Below are 15,995 nucleotides of genomic sequence, written 5' to 3' on the forward strand. Positions count from 1 at the left end.
TCCGTCAGTGCCGCCTGCGGCGGCGAGCGCCCTGCGGGCGCGTCCTCAAACGCCGGACGGGCTGCATTGGCAGCCCGTCCGGCGTTTGAGGACACCGCCGCGCAGCGGAGGTGCACACGCCACGGCCGGCCAGGCCTAGCGCAGCGTCTGGGCCTCGGCGCTGCCCTTGGCCGTGAGTTGCTGGGCGATGTCCATCAGCGCCCGGCCGCCCGCGAGTTCCTCACCGATCCGGCGCTCGTCGGGGTCCGCCGGGTTGCGTGTGGCGTGGCCCTTGCCCCGCAGTTCCGTGTCGTCCCGCAACCGCAGCAGCGCCGCCGCCCGGGTGTGTGTCTCGTCCTCGTCGAACTCGACCTCGACGTGCCAGCCCGCAACCTGCATGACCACTACCTCCGCGACGATGCCCGACCGGGCACAAATCAGCCCGTACCCCCTTCCTTCCTCATCCGGACCGAACACCAGCGCGCCCGCCTCGAAGATCACCCATCCGGGTTCTGCCGCTGTTGTGAGGATGTTGTGGCCATGGCCGGAAAGGGGACGGGGGCTCTTGTCCGCGCCCGGTGCGGCTGCGACGGTTCGGGTCGGTTCGGCGCAGCCGGCCGTCACAGCGAGGGAGAGTCGACCGTGTCGAAGAGGCTTTACGTGGGCAACTTGAGCTATCAGACGACGGAGGGCGATCTGGCCGCGCTCTTCCAGGCGGCGGGCGCGGTGCAGAGCGTCAGCATCGTCACCGACCGCGACACGGGTCGTTCCAAGGGCTTCGCCTTCGTCGAGATGAGCGACACCGACGCGATCAGGGCCGTCGAGCAGTTCAACGGCACGGAGCTCAACGGACGCAACCTCAACGTCAATGAGGCCCGGCCCCGTGAGGAGCGCCCGGGCGGCCGCGGCGGTGGCGGGTACGGCGGTGGCGGCCGGCGCGGTTGATCCCTCGCCGTTCGACCGGGCCGGGTGCCTCCAAGTCCTCCGACTGCCGCGAACGCGCCGGGCGGCCCCGCGAGGCCGCCCGGCGGGCCGTCACCGGAAGTCGGCCACGTGGTCCCGCGCCCACTGCTCGAAGGAACGGGCAGGGTGGCCCGTCACCCGCTGGACGGCGTCCGTGACCAGCGCCTCCTGGCCGACCGAGGACCCGAAGTACCGGACGATGTCCTCGGCGGCGACCCTCGGGGCACCGGCCCGCTCCATGGCGGTGACGGCCTCCTCGAAGGAGACCTCCTCGAAGCGCACCTCCGGGCGGCCGAGAGCCCGCCCGATGGCGTCGACCTGCTCCGCCATCGTCAACGCCGCCGGACCGGTCGCCACATAGGCCTGGCCGAGGTGCGCGCCCGTCGTGTCCAGGAGTGCCGTGGCGGCCATGTCCGCGAGGTCGGCCTCGTGCACGGGAGAGCCGACGGCCTGCGCGTAGGCTCCGCGCACGACCCCCTCGGTACGGATCTGCTCCGCCCACTGCAAGGCGTTCGTGGCGTACATGCCGCCGCGCACGAAGGTCCACTCCAGCCCCGAGTCGCGGATCGCGCGCTCCGCCGCCGCGTGGGCGCGCGCGATGAAGCCCTCCTCGTCGGCGGGGGTGTCGGTCACGGACATCGAGGAGTTGAAGACGATCCGCCGCACTCCGGCCTTCGCCGCCGCCTCGATCAGGCCGCCCACCTGGAGACCCGTGGCGGCGATGTTGAGGAACAGCGCCCGCGCCCCCGTGAAGAGCCCGTCCGGCTCCGCCCCGCCGGTCAGATCGGCCCGCACCACCTCGACACCCACCGGCAGCCCCGCCCGCTCAGGGTCACGGCTCACCGCCCGTACGCCGACGCCCGCCGCCAAGAGCCGGTCCACCAGCTCGCGGCCGATGTTTCCGGTCGCTCCCGTCACCACGATCATGGGTACGTTCTCCCGTCAGGTCGGTCATGAGATAAACGGAACTCGCCGCGCCGAAAGGGCTCCCGCGCTGTATTTCGTGGTCGCGTGGTCGTCGCGACACCCTCGGGCGCGTGCCGTGCGGCCACGCTAATCGGCCGGATCACCGTGGGCGAAAACACACCCGCCCAACGGCCGGAAATAGCGCAGGATTTACGCGTAACCGGCAGTAGGACTTGCGTCCGAGGGCCTCACGCGTGGTGGGATGTGCTGATGCGAACCCCCACGCGCATACCTTCCCGTCCCCCCAATCCATATGACGAACTCGCGTCCCTGGCCGACCCGGAAGAGACGCTGCAAGGGATTCCGGTCGCCGTCCCCCACGACACGGCCGACGACATCCCCGGCTGCACCTCCGCCGACCCGGCCGAGGACGACCCCCTCGGTCTGGGGCTCACGTACGACCCTCCGCACGAGGACCCCGGCGAGCACCCCGGTGCGGAACCCCGCGAGGAAGATGCCTGGTCGCCGCCCGACCACCGCCGCGCCAGGCGGCCTCGCTCCCGCCGTCGGCGCCGCCGTTTCTCCGCCGTGCCCCGCACCGCCAAGCTGCTGTTCGCCGTCGTGGTCTGTGCCGCCTTCCTGGCGCTCGCCGACCGCTGCGCGGTGATGTACGCGGAGAAGAAGGCGCAGCAGACGCTCCAGCGCCAACTCCATCTGGAGGCCGCTCCCCAGGTGGACATCCACGGCTTTCCCTTTCTCACCCAGGTCTTCGCCAAACGGCTCTCGCGGGTCGATGTGACCGTGCCGGACGTCGCGGCGGACCGGGTGTCCCTGGCGAAAGTGAAGGCGAGTGCCCGGGACGTCCGGCTGACCGGGAATCTCCCGGCCGATGTGCGCGGTGCCGTCATCGGGAATCTGGACGGCGAGGTGCTGCTGGCCTTCGACGACCTGAACCGGGAACTCGGCGCCTCGCAGGTCAGATTCAGTGACCACGGCGACAATTCGATTCGCGCGGCCGGTAAGTTGTCCGTCGCCGGTGAGGAGTTGCGCGTACGGGCGCAGGCGCGGCTGCGGCGGGACGGCGACCGTGGGATCTCCACCGACATCGACGGCATGAGCGTCGACATTCCCCGTGTCGCCACGTACCGCCCGGGCAAGGACAAGGGGCTCGTCCTGCACCGCGAGACGGCCGACCGCATCAGCCGGGACGCCGCCCGGGCGAAGGCGCTGCTGTCGGTGCCCGCCGTGGCCGAGCGGCTCGGGGTGCCGAAGGAGGCCGCCGCCCTCGCCTTGCGCGACGAGGACCGGCTGCGGGAGATCACGGGCGCGCCCCGGTTCGTGGAGCGGCTGATGCGGGTGAACCTGGTCGACGTCGTGGTCGACCACCCCTGGCTGCTGAAGCGGATCGGCATCGACCCCAAGCTGGTCACGGCCCTGATCGGGCTGCGCCCGCCGGAGCTGTCCGACCGGCTCTCGCTCTCCTTCCAGCTGCCGGAGCAGGCGAGGGAGCTGCATCTGCGACATGTGACGGTCGAGCGGGACGGCATCCGGGCGGAGCTGACCGGCGTGGAACTGCCCGTCGGCAAGGCCCGGTAGCGGCCCGTCCGCTTGGCGGTCGACCACCTTTTACCCCCCGGACCGATCATGTAATATTCGTTCCGCGCCGCTAGCTCAGTTGGTTAGAGCGGCTGACTCTTAATCAGCAGGTCCGGGGTTCGAGTCCCTGGTGGCGCACGGAACGAGGAAGGCCCCCACCATCGGTGGGGGCCTTCCTCGCGTCATCGCCCCGGGGCAAGCCTCTACGGGAACACCTGCGGGGGCGCCGTCGGCGCGCCCGGCAGCCGTACGGACGCCACCGTGCCGCCGCCCTCCGCCGCGCGCAGCGTCACCTCGCCGCCCGCCTGCCGCACCGTGCGGGCCACGATCGACAGGCCCAGGCCGCTGCCCGGCAGGCTGCGGGCGGTGGGCGAGCGCCAGAAGCGGTCGAAGACGTGCGGCAGTTCCTCGGGCGGGATGCCCGGGCCGTGGTCCCGCACGGTCAGCTCGCCACCGGCCAGCCGGACCTCGATCTCCCCGCCCGGCGGGCTGAACTTGACCGCGTTGTCGAGCAGATTGACCAGCGCCCGCTCCAGCGCCGCGGGCTCCGCGCGGACGAACCACGGGTCCAGCTCGGCCGTGATCGCGAGGCCCACCCCGCGCAGCCGGGCCCGGCCGACCGCCCGCCCGGCGATGTCGTGCAGGGCCAGCACCTGCACCGGGCCGCCCGGGGCACCTTCCGGGCGGGACAGCTCCTGGAGGTCACCGATCAGCGCGGCCAACTCCGTCATCTGCGCCTTCACGCTCGCCAGCAGCTCCTTGCGGTCCTCCGGCGGGATCGCCCGGCCCGTCTCCTCGCTGCGCGCGAGCAGGTCGATGTTGGTGCGCAGCGAGGTCAGCGGCGTACGCAGCTCGTGCCCCGCGTCCGCGATCAACTGCTGCTGGCGGTCACGGGAGGAGGCGAGGGCCGCGGTCATGGAGTTGAACGAGCGTGAGAGCCGGGCGATCTCGTCCTCGCCCTCGACGGGGATGCGCACCGCCAGGTCCTCGGTGCGGGCGATGTGCTCGACCGCGCCCGTCAGCCGGTCCACGGGCCGCAGCCCGGCGCGGGCGATCCACAGCCCGGCCGTCGCCGCGCCCAGCACGCCCACCCCGGCGGTGATCACCAGCAGGAGCGCGAGGGTGTTGAGCGGCTTCTCGGTCTCGCTCAGCGGCTGGGCGATGGACACGGCGGTGTTCGCCAGCGGGCCCGCGGAGGTCGCGACGCGCATCCGCGTGCCGTCCTTGGCCGTCGCGTTGTGCAGCGTGTCCGACAGCCGCCCCTGGGCGACCGCCAGATCGGCGTCGTCGACCTGGACCGGGGACTTGCCGAGCGTGGTGCAGACCAGACCACCGGCGGTGATGATCTGCACGGTGTACGAACCGGGCTGCGCCGGCACACCGGTGGGGTTGGCGTCACACGTGCGCAGCAGCCCGCTGAGGTAGTCCTTGTCGACCCGCGCGCTGGTCAGCGTCTCGTCGCGCTGGTGCCCGAGCTGCTGCTTGGTCACCAGCCAGCACGCGCCCGCGGCGAGGGCCACGGCGACGGCGACGGCCACCGCCGTCAGCAGCGCCAGCCGGGAGCGCAGGGGCAGGCGGCCGAATCTTCGGATCACTCGGCGCCGCCGTCGGCCCGCAGGACGTACCCGACGCCCCGCACGGTGTGCACGAGGCGCGGCTCGCCGCCGGCCTCCGTCTTGCGGCGCAGATACATCACGTACACGTCCAGGGAGTTGGAGCTCGGTTCGAACTCGAAGCCCCACACCGACTTGAGGATCTGCTCACGGGTGAGCACCTGCCGGGGGTGTGTGAGGAACAGCTCCAGCAGCGTGAATTCCGTCCGGGTCAGCTCCACCGCCCGTCCGCCCCGGGTCACCTCGCGGGTCGCGAGGTCCATCCGCAGGTCGGCGAAGGTGAGGGCGTGCTCGTCGGCCGGCGCCGGGCCGGTGGCGGCCGCGTAGGAGCTGCGGCGCAGCAGGGCGCGGATGCGGGCCAGCAGCTCGTCCAGCTCGAAGGGTTTGACGAGATAGTCGTCGGCGCCCGCGTCGAGGCCGGTGACGCGGTCGCCGATGGTGTCCCGGGCGGTGAGCATCAGGATCGGCACGGTGGTCCCGGCGGCGCGCAGCCGCCGGGCGGCCGTCAGCCCGTCCATGCGGGGCATGAGGACGTCCAGCACGATCAGCTCGGGGTCGTACGCGTCGACCTTGTCGAGGGCGTCGAGGCCGTCGACGGCGAGCTCGGTGCCGTAGCCCTCGAAGGCGAGGCTGCGGCGCAGCGCCTCACGGACGGCGGGTTCGTCGTCCACGATCAGGATGCGGGCGGGCTGGTCGCCGTGCTCGGCGGGGCTCATCGCGGGTACCTCACGGGGTTCACGGGTCACTGAGGGGGTGCGGAACGGGGGATGTGCGGAACGGGAGTGTCCCGCACCCCTTCAGCCTGACACGACGCCGGACGGGCTGCTTTTGGCTGAGCTCAGCCAAAAGCAGCCCGTCCGGCGCTTGAGGACGCGCCCGCAGGGCGCTCGCGCGCCGACGCAGTCGCACCGTGCCTGCCGACCGCTCGGCCGTCACGTGGTGCTGCCGCCGGCACGAAGCTTCGCGAGGTCCGCCTTGACGTCGTTGACGGGGATGGCGAAGCCGAGGCCGACGCTGCCGGCGGAGTCACCGCCGCCGGAGCCCGAACCGGAGGCGTACATCGCGGAGTTGATGCCGATGATCTGGCCGCTCATGTTGATGAGGGCACCGCCGGAGTTGCCGGGGTTGAGCGAGGCGTCGGTCTGGATGGCCTTGTACGTGGTCTTGGACGAGCCCGTGTCGCCGTTGTACTCGTTGCCACCGAACTCGAAGGGCCAGTGGGGGACGCCGCGCCCCTGCTGGTCCTGGCCGCCCTGCCCCTGGCCCTGCTCCTTCGAGACGGTGACGTCGCGGTTCAGGGCGGAGACGATGCCGCTGGTGACCGTGCCGGTCAGCCCCTCGGGCGAGCCGATGGCGACGACCTCGTCACCGACCTGCACCGTGCCGGAGTCGCCGAGCTGGGCGGCCTTCAGATCGCCGCCGCCCTCGACCTTGATGAGGGCCAGGTCCTTGCCGGGGTCGGTGCCGACGACCTTGGCGGTCCGGGTGGTGCCGTCGCTGAGGTTGACCTTCACGGTGTCGGAGCCGGCGACGACATGGTTGTTGGTGACGATCTCGCCGCCACTCGTGATGATCACGCCGGATCCGGTGGACAGGCCGGAGGAGGTGGCGGCCTTGATCTCCACGATGCTGGGCTTCAGGGCCTTGGCGACGGCGGAGACGCCGCTGCTCTTGGAGGCCACGTTCCGCACCGGGGTCGGCTGCCCGGCGCTGCCCGACCCGTCGGTCAGCTCCCCGACGAGCGCGGCCGAGCCGCCGCCGACGACCGCCGCGACGATGGCGCAGGCGGCGAGCAGCGCCACGGGCCTGCGGGCCCGGGGGGCGGCGTGCCCGGCGGGCGAACCACCGGCGGGGGCGGGCGCCGCGAATCCGGCGTAACCGCCACCGCTGCCGCCGCCGTGCGCGGCCCCTGCTTCCGGGCCGTACGAGCCGTAGGGGTCACCGCCCGGCCGGACGGTGACGCCGCTCGCGGTGACGACCGGCGGCTGTGGCGCGTACGCCGGAGGGGCCGGGTAGGCCCCGGGCTGCTGCTCGGGGCGGGGGGCAGGGTCCTGGTCGCCGCTGCGGCGGTGCGTCTCCGTCATGGGTACGACTCTCCTCCGCCTTCATGAGAACTGTCTGAGCGCGGCGTAAGAAGCCCGACAGAAGTGGGTATGCCCGGTGTAAGGACGCCCCGGCACCCGGCGGGGTACCGTCAGCCGCCGCAGCCGCACGAGCGGCGGACGACCAGGGCCGACGGGAACTGCTTGAGCCGCTCACGGCGGGACCCGGCGACCCGCAGGGCGTCGTCCAGGACCAGGTCCACGGCCGAGCGGGCCATGGCGATGCGGTCGGAGGCGACGGTGGTCAGCGGCGGGTCCGTGAGGGCCGCTTCCTTCACATCGTCGAAGCCGGCGACGGCCAGCTCGCCGGGGACGTCGATGCGCAGCTCGCGCGCGGCCCGCAGGACGCCGATCGCCTGGTCGTCGGTGGCGCAGATGATGGCCGGCGGCCGGTCGGGGCCGGAGAGCAGTCCGAGGGCGACCTTGTAGGCGTCGTAGCGGTTGTAGGGGGCCTGGAACAGTCGGCCCTCGAGCGACTTCCCGGCCTCGCGCATGGCCCGCCGCCAGCCTTCGACGTGGTCGGTGACCGGGTCGCCGATCACCGGCGTCTCCTCGGTCCCGCCGAGGCAGGCCACATAGGGGTGTCCGTGCTCCAGCAGATGACGGGTGGCGAGCTGGGCGCCGCCGACGTCGTCGGTCACGACGGCGACGTCGTCGATCGCGTCCGGTCTACGGTGCATCAGGACCACGCGGGCGTCCCACGCGTCGATCTCCGTCGCGGCGTGCTCGCTGGGCCCCTGGCTGATCAGGATGAGCCCGGAGACCCGCATGCCCAAGAAGGCCCGCAGATAGTGCACTTCGCGCTCGTCGAGATAGTCGGAGTTCCCGACGAGCACCATCTTGCCCCGCTCGGCCGCGGCCTGCTCGACCGCGTGCGCCATCTCCGCGAAGAAGGGCTGGCGCGCGTCCGGGACGATCAGGCCTATGAGGTCCGTCCGTCGGGACGCCATCGCCTGGGCGACCCGGTCGGGCCGGTACCCCAGCTCCTTGATCGCGGCCAGCACCCGGTCCCGCGTGGCCGGGGCGACCGGCCTCGGCCCGTTGTTGATGACATAGCTGACCACCGCGGTCGACGTCCCCGCCAGTCTCGCCACATCGTCCCGCGTCACCTTGGCCACGGGCGGCAGTCTACGCGGGTCCACTCACCTCTTCGCCGGGCGTGCGGCCTGCGGTCGGGCGGCCTCCGGCTTCTCCGTTCGTGGGGTCTCCGCGGGGCCTTCGCGCTGGGGATCCTCGGCCTGGCGCTCGGTCTTCTCCGGCTTCTCCGGGACCACGAAGCGGTACCCAACATTCCGCACGGTGCCGATCAAGGACTCGTGCTCGGGACCGAGCTTGGCGCGCAGCCGCCGCACGTGCACGTCCACCGTGCGGGTACCGCCGAAGTAGTCGTAGCCCCAGACCTCCTGGAGCAGCTGGGCGCGGGTGAAGACCCGGCCCGGATGCTGAGCGAGGTACTTCAGCAGCTCGAACTCCTTGAAGGTCAGATCCAGTATCCGGCCCTTGAGTTTCGCGCTGTACGTCGCCTCGTCCACCGAGAGGTCGCCCGTACGGATCTCCATCGGGCTGTCGTCCATCGAGATCTGCCGGCGCCCCATGGACAGCCGCAGCCGCGCCTCGACCTCGGCGGGCCCCGCGGTGTCCAGCAGAACGTCGTCGACGCCCCAGTCCGCGGTGACCGCGGCCAGACCGCCCTCGGTGACCACGAGGATCAGCGGGCAGCCGGGGCCGGTGGACCGGAGCAACTGGCACAGGCTGCGCACATGGGGCAGATCGCGGCGGCCGTCGATCAGTATGACGTCGGCCCCCGGGGTGTCCACGAGAGCCGGGCCCTCGGCGGGAGCCACCCGCACGCTGTGCAGCAGCAGACCCAGCGCGGGAAGCACCTCCGTCGACGGCTGGAGGGCATTGGTCAGGAGCAGCAGAGAGCTCATCGGCTGCCACCCGCTTCGGTCGAACTACGGTCGTCCTTGCTGTCCTGCACGCTTCGCTCGCCCATAACGTCGGTTCCTCCTCGGTCCCTGCGAGGACGTTGCGGCACTCATTCGTACGGTTTGCGGTCTCCGCGCCCTAGGAGCACGCGCGCTCTCAGCCGCGGGTGACGCGTCTGAATGCACAAAAGGACCCGGGGGCGACTCTGCCCGGATCCTCTCTGCCCAGCAGAATAACCCACATGACTTTCGGAGGTACGGACGATTTTGCACGACCTTGTGTTTCGTCGCTCACTTCGAGTGGTCATCGCGCCGCGCTCTTGACAGCCGACGGAGTGCGCGTGGAGGCCCGTTACGAGCCCGGCCCGGCCCCCTTGCGGCGGGCTGCCGACCGCCCGGTGGTCGTGCTCGCGCACGGCTTCACCGGTGCGCTGGAGCGGCCCGGCCTGCAACGGGCCGCGCGGGTGTTCGCCCAGCACACCGCCGTGATCACATTCTCGTTCCGGGGCCACGGCGGCTCGGGCGGCCGCTCCACACTCGGCGACCGCGAGGTGCTCGACCTGGCCGCCGCGGTGGGCTGGGCCCGCTCGCTCGGCCACCGCCGGGTGGCGACCGTCGGCTTCTCCATGGGCGGCTCGGTGGTGCTCCGACACGGCGCCCTGTACCTACCGCCGAACGGGGGAGGGCACGGGGGGCGCACCGACGCACACGCCGACACGATCGTCTCGGTGAGCGCGCCGGCGCGCTGGTACTACCGGGGCACGGCCCCCATGCGCCGTCTGCACTGGGCGATCTCCGGCCGCACGGGGCGGGCTCTCGCCCGCTGGGGTCTCGGCACGCGCGTCCACCCGGAGGACTGGGACCCGGTCCCGCTCTCCCCGACGGAATCGGTGCCTTTGATCGCGCCGCGGCCGCTGCTGATCGTGCACGGCGACAAGGACACGTACTTTCCTTTGGACCACCCGCGGATGCTTGCCGCTGCCGCGGACCCTTCTTCCACGGAGCTGTGGATCGAACGGGGGTTCGGTCATGCGGAAAGCTCCGCTGGTGGGGAACTGTTGACCCGCGTCGCCCGGTGGGTGGTGTCCTCAATCTCCCCCAGCTAACGCTGGGAGGTGCCCCCAGGGGCTTGATGGGCCCGGCTGCAAGCCGTCCTGGCCGCCTGCGGCGGCGAGCGCCCTGCGGGCGCGTCCTCAATCTCCCCCAGCTAACGCTGGGAGGTGCCCCCAGACGGGCTGGTTTCGGCTGAGCTCAGCCAATAACAGCCCGTCCGGCGTTTGAGGACACCGCCGCGCAGCGGTGGTGCGGGACGACGGCCCGCTACGCGCCGCCAGGCACAGCCGCGGCAGCGAACTGCGCCGAGTACAACCCCGCATACGCCCCCCGCGCCGCCAGGAGCGACTCGTGCGTGCCCTGTTCCACGATCCGGCCCGACTCCATGACCAGGATCACGTCCGCGTCGCGGATCGTGGACAGCCGGTGGGCGATGACGAAGCTCGTGCGGCCCGTGCGGAGCTGGGCCATCGCGTGCTGGATCAGCACCTCCGTGCGGGTGTCGACCGAGCTGGTGGCCTCGTCCAGGACGAGGATCTCCGGCTCCGCCAGGAACGCCCGCGCGATCGTGATGAGCTGCTTCTCGCCGACGGAGACGTTGGCCCCCTCCTCGTCGATCACCGTGTCGTAGCCGTCGGGCAGCGTGCGGACGAAACGGTCGACGTGGGTGGCCTTCGCCGCCTCGACGATCTTGTCCATGGAGGTGCCGGCAGGCGCCCCGTACGCGATGTTCTCCGCGATCGTGCCGCCGAAGAGCCAGGTGTCCTGGAGGACCATGCCGATGTGGCCGCGCAGCTCCTCGCGCGACATCTCGGCGATGTCCGTGCCGTCCAGGGTGATGCGGCCGCCGCTGACCTCGTAGAACCGCATCAGCAGATTGACCAGGGTGGTCTTGCCCGCGCCGGTCGGGCCGACGATGGCGACGGTCTGGCCCGGGCGCACGGTCAGCGAGAGGCCGTCGATCAGCGGGGTGTCCACCTCGTAGCGGAAGGAGACGTCCTCGAAGGCCACCTCGCCGCGCACGCGCTCGGGGCCGACCGCCGCCGTGGCGTCCGGCGACTGCTCCTCCGCGTCCAGCAGCTCGAAGACCCGCTCGGCGGAGGCCACGCCGGACTGGACGAGGTTGGCCATGGAGGCGACCTGGGTGAGCGGCTGGCTGAACTGCCCGCGAGTACTGGATGAACGCCTGGACGTCACCGATGGACAGCGCGCCCGTGGCGACCCGCAGTCCGCCGACGACGGCGACGAGGACGTAGTTGAGGTTGCCGATGAACATCATCGCGGGCTGGATGACACCGGAGATGAACTGCGCCTTGAAGCCCGCCTCGTAGAGGTCCTCGTTCTCCTTGCGGAAGGTCTCCGCGGACTCCTTCTGGCGCCCGAAGACCTTCACCAGCGAGTGCCCGGTGTACATCTCCTCGATGTGGGCGTTGAGCGTGCCGGTGGTCTTCCACTGGGCGACGAACTGCGGCTGCGCCCGCTTGCCGATCTTCGTGGCGACGACGATGGAGACGGGGACGGTCACCAGCGCGACCAGGGCCAGCAGCCAGGAGATCCAGAACATCATCGCCAGCACGCCGACGATCGTCAGGGCCGAGGAGACGATCTGGCTCAGGGTCTGCTGGAGGGTCTGCTGGATGTTGTCGATGTCGTTGGTGGCGCGGGAGAGAACCTCGCCGCGCTGCTGCTTGTCGAAGTAGCCGAGCGGCAGCCGACCGAGCTTCTCCTCGACCTGTTCGCGCAGCCGGAAGACCGCCCGCTGCACGACGGCCGTGGCGATCCGTGCCTGGACGAGCATCAGGAGGGACATGCAGAGGTAGATCAGCGCCACCCACAGCAGCACCACCCCGATGGCGTCGAAGTCGATGCCCTGGCCGGGGGTGAAGTCCATCGCGCCCAGCAAGTCGGCGAGCTTGCCGTTGCCGTCGCTCCGCAGCCCGGCGACGACCTCGGCCTTGGTCCGGCCGGCGGGGTACTGCCGGCCGACCACGCCCGAGAAGATCAGGTCCGTGGCGTGGCCGAGGATCTTCGGTCCGATGACGGACAGCGCCACGGCGGCGACGCTGAAGAAGAGCGCGACGGCGATGAGCGGCCGCTCCGGGCGGAGCATGGCCAGCAGCCGGCGGCTGGAGCCCGCGAAGTCCATGGACCGCTCGGTGGGCTGGCCGCCCATGTGGCGTGCCATCCCGGTCGCCGGCGCCGGGCCCCTGCGGGGGGCGGCCTGCGCGGCGCCCGGCTTCGGCGTGCCGGAGGACGGCTTCTCGGTGGACGTCACGCTGCCTCCTCCTCGGTGAGCTGGGAGAGCACGATCTCCCGGTAGGTGTCGTTGGACGCCATGAGCTCGGTGTGGGTGCCGCTGCCGACGACCCGCCCCTCGTCCAGGACGAGGATCCGGTCGGCGTCGCGGATGGTGGACACCCGCTGGGCGACGATGACGACCGTCGCGTCGCCCGTCTCATGGGCCAGCGCGGCCCGCAGGCGCGCGTCGGTGGCGTAGTCGAGCGCGGAGAAGGAGTCGTCGAAGAGATAGATGCCCGGTCTGCGGACCAGGGCCCGCGCGATGGCCAGGCGCTGCCGCTGCCCGCCGGAGACGTTGGAGCCGCCCTGGGCGATGGGCGCGTCGAGCCCCAGCTCCATCCGTTCGACGAACTCCCGGGCCTGCGCGGTCTCCAGCGCCTGCCACAGCTCCTCGTCGCTCGCGTCCGGCCGTCCGTAGCGCAGATTGGAGGCGATGGTGCCGGAGAAGAGATACGGCTTCTGCGGGACGAGGCCCACGCTCTCGGCCATCAGGGCCGGGTCCAGGTCCCGTACGTCCACGCCGTCGAGCAGGACCGAGCCGCCGGTCGCGTCGAACAGGCGCGGGATCAGGCCCAGCAGCGTGGACTTGCCGCTGCCCGTGGAGCCGATGACGGCCGTGGTCTCGCCGGGCCGGGCCGTCAGGGAGACGTCCTTGAGGACCGGCTCCTCGGCGCCGGGGAAGCGGAACTCCACCCCGCGCAGCTCCAGATGACCGGCGCGGCGCAGCTCGGTGACCGGCTCGGCCGGGGGCACCACGCTGGAGTCGGTGCTCAGGACCTCCTGGATGCGCTCGGCGCACACCTCGGCGCGCGGCACCATCATGAACATGAAGGTCGCCATCATCACGGCCATCAGGATCTGCATGAGATAGCTGAGGAACGCGGTGAGCGCCCCGATCTCCATGTGCCCGCCGTCGATGCGGTGCCCGCCGAACCACAGGACGGCGACCGAGGAGAGATTCACCACCAGCATCGTCGAGGGGAACATCAGCGACATCAGCCGGCCGACGCGCACGGAGACGTCCATCAGGTCCGTGTTGGCGCCCGCGAAGCGCTTCCGCTCGTGGGTGTCGCGGACGAAGGCACGGATGACCCGAATGCCGGTGATCTGCTCGCGCAGCACGCGGTTGACGGTGTCGATGCGGTCCTGCATGCCGCGGAAGAGCGGCCGCATCCGCCAGATGATCAGCGAGACCACGGTCCCGAGCACCGGCACGATGATCAGCAGCAGCGCGGACAGCGGCACGTCCTGCTGCACGGCCATCGCGATGCCGCCGACGCACATGATCGGCGCGGAGACCATGAGGGTGAAGGACATCAGGGCCAGCATCTGGACCTGCTGCACGTCATTGGTGGTGCGGGTGATGAGCGAGGGTGCCCCGAAGTGACCGAGCTCGCGCGCCGAGAAGGACTGCACCCGGTCGAAGACCGTGGCACGCAGATCGCGGCCGACCGCCATGGCCGTGCGGGCGCCGTAATAGACGGCGCCGATGGCGCAGACGATCTGGCCGACCGTGACGGCCAGCATCCAGCCGCCGATTCCGAGGATGTACCCCGTGTCCCCCTTCACCACGCCGTTGTCGATGATGTCCGCGTTCAGCGTGGGGAGGTAAAGCGTGGCCAGCGTCTGTAGGAGCTGGAGCAACACCACGAGCGCGATCGGTTTCGAATAGGGCCTCAAGTACGCCCGTAGAAGTCGTACCAACACATAGGCAGCGTAAGTGACCGCACTGACAACGGGCCTCTGGTTTTGGCGGGTGGCGGACCGGGGAGCCCGCGGCACCCGTCATCATGGAGGCGCAGGAAGAAGGAAAGGGGTCGCCGTGGCGACGACAGACTCGGCACGTCCGGCACTGCCGGAGCAGCCGGCCCGGCCGGAACCGGAAGGCACGATCCGGTACTGGGCCGCGGCGAAGGCCGCGGCCGGCACGGCCGAGGAGCCGTACGCGGCGCGGACGCTGAAGGACGCGCTCGACGCGGCCCGGCGCCGGCACGCGACCCGTCCGGAGTTCGCGCGGGTCCTGCTGCGCTGCTCCTTCCTCGTGGACGGCGATCCCGTCGGCACACGCGACCACACGACGGTCCAACTGGCCGAGGGCGGCACTGTCGAGGTGCTCCCGCCCTTCGCAGGAGGGTGACCCCGACACCATGAGCAATCAGCACCGCAATCCGTATGAGCCGCATGAGGCTCATGAGACGTACGAGTCGTACGACGAGCGGTACGCGTCCCAGCCGTACGAGCAGCGCGAGGGGTTCGGGCCGTACCAGCCCCAGGCCGCCGCGCAGCCCGACCGTCCGCAGGCCGCCCCGGGCCCCTACGAGCCATACGCTCAGCCGCAGCAGGCGCAACCGCAGCCCGCGGCATGGCCCTCGCACACCGACCAGCAGGGCTTTCAGCCCCAGCAGGATCCGGCCACCCAGACCTGGGACACCCGCACCTGGGAGCAGCGCGGCTGGGAGCCGTCCCCGGCGGCGGAGCCCGCGTACCGCACGCCGTGGCCCGGCGAGCCCCTGCCGCAGCAGACGCCGGGCCACGCGGAGGCCCCGGCCGAGCACGCCGCGCCGCGGCACGCGGGCAACGGTGACACCGGCGCGGGCCCGTACGGGGACTCCTCGTACGGGAGCACCGTCGGCCGGCACACCGCGGCCCCCGGCACGGGTCCGGCACCCTGGCCCGCGGCGCTCGACGAGCGGGGGCCGGGTCCCGGCGGCGGCTCCGGCCACGACACCGCCGCCCCGGCCGGGGAGCCGGCGTCCCCCGAGCGGCCGATGACCGCGGCCGAGAAGGCGAAGGCCGAGGGCCGGCCGCAGATCCTCTCGCCCGGCTTCAAGCCCGCCCTGCTCACCGCCGTCCTCGCGGCGCTGCTGGCGCTCGCCGCGCCGCTGGGACAGGCCGCGCTGGTCGTCCCCGTGGTGCTCCTGCAGGCGGTCACGGCGGCCGGGTGGTTCCGGCTGAACGGCATGTGGCCCGCCCGGCAGGGCATCGCCCTCGCGTTCCTCGGCGGCGTGGCCGCCGACATCGGGCTGCTGGCCACGGGCGCCCTCGACGCGCCGACGGTCCTCATCGGCACCCTCGGCGTGTGGGTCCTGCTGACGCTCGTGCTCCAGCTGCGCAGCCACGCCGCCCCCGACGAGCGGCTGTACGGGCTCACCGCCGCCGTCGCCTCGGCCGGTGTCACGGTCCTCGCGGCCGGGCACCTGGCCGCGGCCGACGACGCCGTCGTGGTGGGCGGGGCCGCCGTCGCCGTGACGGTCCTGGCCCGCGCGCTGCCGCTGCCGTCCGTGGCCTCCCCCGTGATCGCCCTGATCGCGGCGGCCGGCTCCGGCGTCGCCACCGGCGGGCTGACCGGCATCGGTCCGTCCGCGGCCCTGCTGGGGCTGGCGGCGGGCGCCTGCGCCCTGATCGGACTGCGGGTCGCGAGCTACGACTATCCCTCCCGGTTCGTGCACATGACGGCGGGCGTGGCGCTGCCGCTGGCGGCCGCGGGACCGGTGGTCTACGTGATCGGCCGGGCGCTCGTCTGACCCACCGCGATTGCCCGGACGGGCTTGCTGTGC

General features: G+C 71.9%; 13 protein-coding genes, 1 tRNA gene and 1 pseudogene. 6 read left to right on the plus strand and 9 right to left on the minus strand.

Annotated features, from left to right (window positions below; genetic code table 11):
- Positions 1-135: 135 nt before the first annotated feature.
- On the minus strand, positions 136-480 hold the full coding sequence (locus ACZ53N_RS20465; protein ID WP_469142244.1) for a DUF1876 domain-containing protein: 345 nt from the start codon (positions 478-480) through the stop codon (positions 136-138).
- Between the two features lie 141 nt (positions 481-621).
- Here ACZ53N_RS20465 and ACZ53N_RS20470 point away from each other — a divergent pair, with 141 nt between their 5' ends.
- Positions 622-924, plus strand: coding sequence for an RNA recognition motif domain-containing protein (locus tag ACZ53N_RS20470; protein ID WP_469142245.1), 303 nt, complete (start codon positions 622-624; stop codon positions 922-924).
- Positions 925-1,014: 90 nt separating this feature from the next.
- On the opposite strand, the gene ACZ53N_RS20475 is transcribed toward ACZ53N_RS20470, so the two are convergent.
- Positions 1,015-1,869: an NAD(P)H-binding protein gene (locus tag ACZ53N_RS20475; protein ID WP_469142246.1), complete on the minus strand. Its 855-nt coding sequence runs from the start codon at positions 1,867-1,869 to the stop codon at positions 1,015-1,017.
- A 249-nt stretch (positions 1,870-2,118) separates the two neighbouring features.
- Between ACZ53N_RS20475 and ACZ53N_RS20480 the strand changes: the two genes are divergently transcribed.
- Positions 2,119-3,444, plus strand: coding sequence for an LmeA family phospholipid-binding protein (locus ACZ53N_RS20480; RefSeq protein WP_469142247.1), 1,326 nt, complete (start codon positions 2,119-2,121; stop codon positions 3,442-3,444).
- A 64-nt stretch (positions 3,445-3,508) separates the two neighbouring features.
- A tRNA-Lys gene (locus ACZ53N_RS20485) sits at positions 3,509-3,582 on the plus strand.
- Positions 3,583-3,647: 65 nt separating this feature from the next.
- On the opposite strand, the gene ACZ53N_RS20490 is transcribed toward ACZ53N_RS20485, so the two are convergent.
- The 5 genes from ACZ53N_RS20490 to ACZ53N_RS20510 form a co-directional block, all read right to left on the minus strand.
- Complete coding sequence (locus ACZ53N_RS20490; protein ID WP_469142248.1) at positions 3,648-5,039, minus strand: sensor histidine kinase; 1,392 nt, start codon at positions 5,037-5,039, stop codon at positions 3,648-3,650.
- Positions 5,036-5,773, minus strand: coding sequence for a response regulator transcription factor (locus ACZ53N_RS20495; protein ID WP_130879281.1), 738 nt, complete (start codon positions 5,771-5,773; stop codon positions 5,036-5,038). The genes ACZ53N_RS20490 and ACZ53N_RS20495 overlap by 4 nt, the downstream gene beginning before the upstream one ends.
- A 216-nt stretch (positions 5,774-5,989) precedes the next feature.
- Complete coding sequence (locus ACZ53N_RS20500; RefSeq protein ID WP_469142249.1) at positions 5,990-7,141, minus strand: S1C family serine protease; 1,152 nt, start codon at positions 7,139-7,141, stop codon at positions 5,990-5,992.
- A gap of 110 nt (positions 7,142-7,251) precedes the next feature.
- Positions 7,252-8,277 carry a LacI family DNA-binding transcriptional regulator gene (locus tag ACZ53N_RS20505; protein WP_130879279.1) on the minus strand — a complete coding sequence of 342 codons (1,026 nt, stop codon included), beginning with the start codon at positions 8,275-8,277 and terminating at the stop codon, positions 7,252-7,254.
- 24 nt (positions 8,278-8,301) lie between these two features.
- Positions 8,302-9,090 (minus strand): response regulator transcription factor, encoded by a 789-nt coding sequence (locus ACZ53N_RS20510; protein ID WP_469142250.1) that lies wholly within the window; start codon positions 9,088-9,090, stop codon positions 8,302-8,304.
- A gap of 239 nt (positions 9,091-9,329) precedes the next feature.
- Between ACZ53N_RS20510 and ACZ53N_RS20515 the strand changes: the two genes are divergently transcribed.
- The gene (locus tag ACZ53N_RS20515) at positions 9,330-10,193 is read left to right on the plus strand and encodes an alpha/beta hydrolase family protein (protein ID WP_469142251.1); all 864 of its coding nucleotides are present in this window, start codon (positions 9,330-9,332) and stop codon (positions 10,191-10,193) included.
- A gap of 214 nt (positions 10,194-10,407) precedes the next feature.
- Here the strand turns inward: ACZ53N_RS20515 and ACZ53N_RS20520 are convergent.
- Positions 10,408-12,313: pseudogene (locus ACZ53N_RS20520) on the minus strand (ABC transporter ATP-binding protein).
- Between the two features lie 98 nt (positions 12,314-12,411).
- A complete protein-coding gene (locus tag ACZ53N_RS20525) occupies positions 12,412-14,145 on the minus strand; it encodes an ABC transporter ATP-binding protein (RefSeq protein WP_469142252.1) in 1,734 nt (577 codons plus the stop codon).
- Between the two features lie 145 nt (positions 14,146-14,290).
- Here ACZ53N_RS20525 and ACZ53N_RS20530 point away from each other — a divergent pair, with 145 nt between their 5' ends.
- Together ACZ53N_RS20530 and ACZ53N_RS20535 are read left to right on the plus strand one after the other, a co-directional pair.
- Positions 14,291-14,575 carry a MoaD/ThiS family protein gene (locus tag ACZ53N_RS20530; protein WP_356454417.1) on the plus strand — a complete coding sequence of 95 codons (285 nt, stop codon included), beginning with the start codon at positions 14,291-14,293 and terminating at the stop codon, positions 14,573-14,575.
- A gap of 10 nt (positions 14,576-14,585) precedes the next feature.
- Entirely contained in the window at positions 14,586-15,962 is a 1,377-nt protein-coding gene (locus ACZ53N_RS20535) for a hypothetical protein (RefSeq protein ID WP_469142253.1), read from the plus strand.
- Positions 15,963-15,995 lie beyond the last annotated feature (33 nt).

Source organism: Streptomyces sp. NPDC033229, from assembly GCF_055576875.1.